A 3,553-nucleotide genomic window follows, 5' to 3' on the forward strand; every position below is an offset into this window, starting at 1 on the left:
CCGTCCGCCGGTGCGCCGGGCGCGGCGGCTCGGGGCGCTGCCGCCGATCCCGGCGACGGCTCCGCGGCGGGCGGCTCCGGGCGGACGATAGCCGTCGCGTCCGCCACGGTCCAGCGGCCCGCCGGCACCGCAGCGGACCCCGGCGCCGCGGAGAGCTCAGGCGCCCCGAGCGCGGTGTGGAGCACGCCGAGGAACGTTCCCGGCTTCGGCGCGTCGTCCTTGCCCTTCGCCACGCCGGTGACGAACAGCGCCTCGCGCGCACGGGTGCACGCCACGTAGGCGAGGCGCAGCTCCTCCGCCTGCTCGAGATCGCGGGCGAGAGCCCTCACCTCCTCGTAGCGGGACCCGGGCGCGCCGTCGTGCCCGCTCCCGTCCTCCGGATGCTTGTACGAGAGGAGCGGCCTGCCGTCGACCCGGTCGACGCGCAGCGCGGGCGCCTCGTTGCGCAGCATCTGCCCGTGCGCGCGGGCGAAGAAGACCACGGGGAACTCGAGGCCCTTGGCCCCGTGGACCGACATGATCCGCACCGCCGAGGCCTCGCCCGCGAGCGGGGCCGCCCGCTCCGCGGTCGCATACCGCTCGCACGACTCCAGATGGCCGAGGAACGCGCCCGCGTCGCCTGCGCCCGCCGCGTCCCAGTCCGCCGCCATCCGCATGAGCTTCAGCGCGTTCTGCCACTCGCGCGGGCCGTCCGCGCCCGACGCGAGCAGCGACAGGTCGTAGTCGAGCGACGTGCATGCCTCGCGGAGAAGGTCGGCCACCCGCACGCGGGACGCTCGCTCGCGCAGCGCGTCGAACGCGGACAGGAACGCCGCGAACGCCTCGCGGTCCTCGGCGCACACGCCCGGCACCTCGCCCGCCACGGCGAGCGGCAGACCGGACGCCAGCGACGCGGAGCGCCCGACCGCCTCGCGCACGGCGAGGAGGGCGTCGCTCCCGACGCCCACGAGCGGCCCGGCGAGAACGCGGACCATGGCGCCGTCGTCATCGGGGACGATGAGCGCCTTGAGCAGCGCACGCAGGTCGCCGACGGCCGCCGAGTCGAAGAACGCCTCTCCCGAAGCGACGTGTACCGGCACGCCGGCGTCACGCAGCGCGGCCGCGTACGTGACCGCCCGCGGCATGCCTCGCAGCAGGACCACGACATCGCCGGCGGAGACACCCTCGGCGAGCAGCGCGACGATGCGCTCGGCGATCAGGGCCGCCTCGGCCTCCTCCGCGCTCGCCTCACCCAGCGTCGAGCCGGCGACCGCGAGCACCTCCACCCGCGGCGAGTCCGTCGGCCACCCCGCCGACTCCCCTGCCGCCCGGTGGGCGACGAGCCTGGTGAGGTCTTCGCCGAAGACGGTCGGGTGGCCGAACACCTCGTTCACGAACGCGAGCACGTCCGGGTGCGACCGGAAGTTCTCGGACAGCGGCGTCGCGCCGCCGGCAGCGTCGCGAAGGCCGCGAAACACGTCGACGTCGGCGAAGCGGAAGCCGTAGATCGACTGCTTGTCGTCGCCGACGACGCACAGGTCGTCGTCGCGGAGCGGCTCGAAGACTCGCATCTGCAGCGCGTTGGTGTCCTGGAACTCGTCGATCATCATCAGGCGGAACTGGGACCGGTAGTGCCCGGCCACGTCCGGGCGCTGCTCGAAGAGTCGCGCCGCCGCGAGCGTCACGTCCGGCAGGTCCAGCAGGCCCTGCGCGCGTTTGCGCCGCCCATACCCCTCCTCGAACTCCGCGAGCATCTCCTTGAACGCGATCATCATCGGGCGGCACACCGCCCCGGTCGCCGCGGTCCGCAGGCGGATCTTGCCGGCCTCGGCCGCTTCGGCGAGGTCCTTGGGCTCGCTCGCTCTGCTGAACGTCACGGGCTTGGCGGGGGGCGCGACGGCCAGGACCGCGTCCGCGCACTCGTCCGGCGGCAGCGCCATCGCCGCGGCGAGTCCCTCGCGCAGCTCGCGACAGCGCACGAGGCTGGTCTCGAGCGTCGTGCCCCTCGACGGCCGCGCCAGGATCCCCCGCTCGAGGTCATCCACGAGGTCGAGGAACGCGGCGACCGCCTCGCCGAGCGGCTCGCCTTGCGCGACCTCCAGATCGGCGACCGTGAGTCCCATGGTCCTGATCCGATCGTACGCGTCGCCGAGGCAGACGCGCACGGCCTCGTCCCCGTAGGTGTCGACGAGTGCAGCGCCGTCGCCGCCCTCCGCGCGCGCTCGCGCGACCACCTCGTCGAGCGTCTCCCCGCGCATCGTGCCGGACAGCACGTCGTCCGCGACACGGAAGCCCGGCTCGACGCCGGCCGCGAGCGCGTGCCGGCGCACGATGCGGCTGCAGAAGGAGTCGATGGTCGAGATCCACGCCTCGTCGATGTGCCGAGCGAGCGCAAGCCCGTCCGCGTGTTCGCCCACCAGCACGCGCCGCACGCGCTCGGACAGCTCGGCGGCGGCCTTGCGCGTGAAGGTGATCGCGAGGACCTGTTCGAGCGCCATCGGCTCGCGCGGGCCGTCATCACGCGTTACCGCGCGCGCGAAGCGCCGCGCCATCGTGGCCGTCTTCCCGGTACCGGCGCCGGCCGCGACGACGAGGTCGCCGTCGAGACGCTCGATGACCGCGGCCTGCTCGGGGTTCGGCCTCACCGCGCTCACCTCGACTCCCTCCCGCAGTAACCCCTGGCCGGGCAGTACCGGCACGTCTCGGACGCGTCGCCGGCCGGAACCGCGGGGATCTCGCCCGCGCGCATGCCCGCGACCGCCGCGCCGGCACGGCCGAGCGCGTCGCCGACCGCCTCGGCGAACCCGTCCGCGGACAGCGCGTCCTTCGGCGCCACGCCGCCCGTCACGCGCCCCTCCACGTACGGCCCGACGAAGCGCTTCACCGAGTCCTTCGTGAGGCCGCGATAGAAGCACCCGGCGACCTCGCGCCCGAACCGCTGCGCGACGGCCGCAGCGTAGAGCGGCAGTTGCACCTTCCCCCGCTCCGCCCAGTCCCTGACCTCGACAGCTCCGCCGGTCTTGTAGTCGATCACGATGACCGAGCCGTCCGCCGCCTCGTCGATGCGATCGACGCACCCCTTGAGCGAGAACCCGCCGAGGTCCACCGGCCCCTCCTCGTCACGGATCCCGAACGACCATTCCAGGTGCGCCGGCGCAAACCCGTGCAGCGACTCCGGCTCGGTGCGCAGATGACGTAGCAGCAGCCTGACCACGTCCGCCCGCATCGCGTCCGACGCGTCCGCGGGCACCCGCTCCTCGCTGAGCGCGGCGTCGACCGCCGCATCCACCAGACCGCAGGCGGCAGGCAGGCAGCCCGCCGTCACCCGGACGGCTCCCGCCTCGGCGGGGAGCCGCTCGTACAGGTTCCGCAGCGCCGCGTGCGCCACGGTCCCGCGGGTCAGCGCGTCGACGGCAAGATCGAGCGACTCGGCACGCAGCTGCTTCTCGACCAGCCACCGGAACGGACACTGCAGGTAGGACTCGATCTCGCTTGCGGCGTAGACCTCCTGTGAGGCGAGCCGCGCGAGCACGTGCGGGTCGGTGAGCGCGCCGGGCCGCGGCACCCGCCGGCG

General features: G+C 74.3%; 2 protein-coding genes. Both read right to left on the reverse strand.

All coding sequences use genetic code 11. The features are described 5' to 3' along the window. Window positions 1-2,678 (reverse strand): hypothetical protein (locus FDZ70_07845; GenBank protein TLM73190.1); only part of this gene is annotated, 2,678 nt, incomplete at its 3' end. After that, on the reverse strand, window positions 2,630-3,553 hold a 924-nt coding region (locus tag FDZ70_07850; GenBank protein TLM73191.1), incomplete at its 5' end, for a PD-(D/E)XK nuclease family protein. The genes FDZ70_07850 and FDZ70_07845, both read right to left, overlap by 49 nt.

Source organism: Actinomycetota bacterium (assembly GCA_005774595.1).
Taxonomy (GTDB): Bacteria; Actinomycetota; Coriobacteriia; order Anaerosomatales; family D1FN1-002; genus D1FN1-002.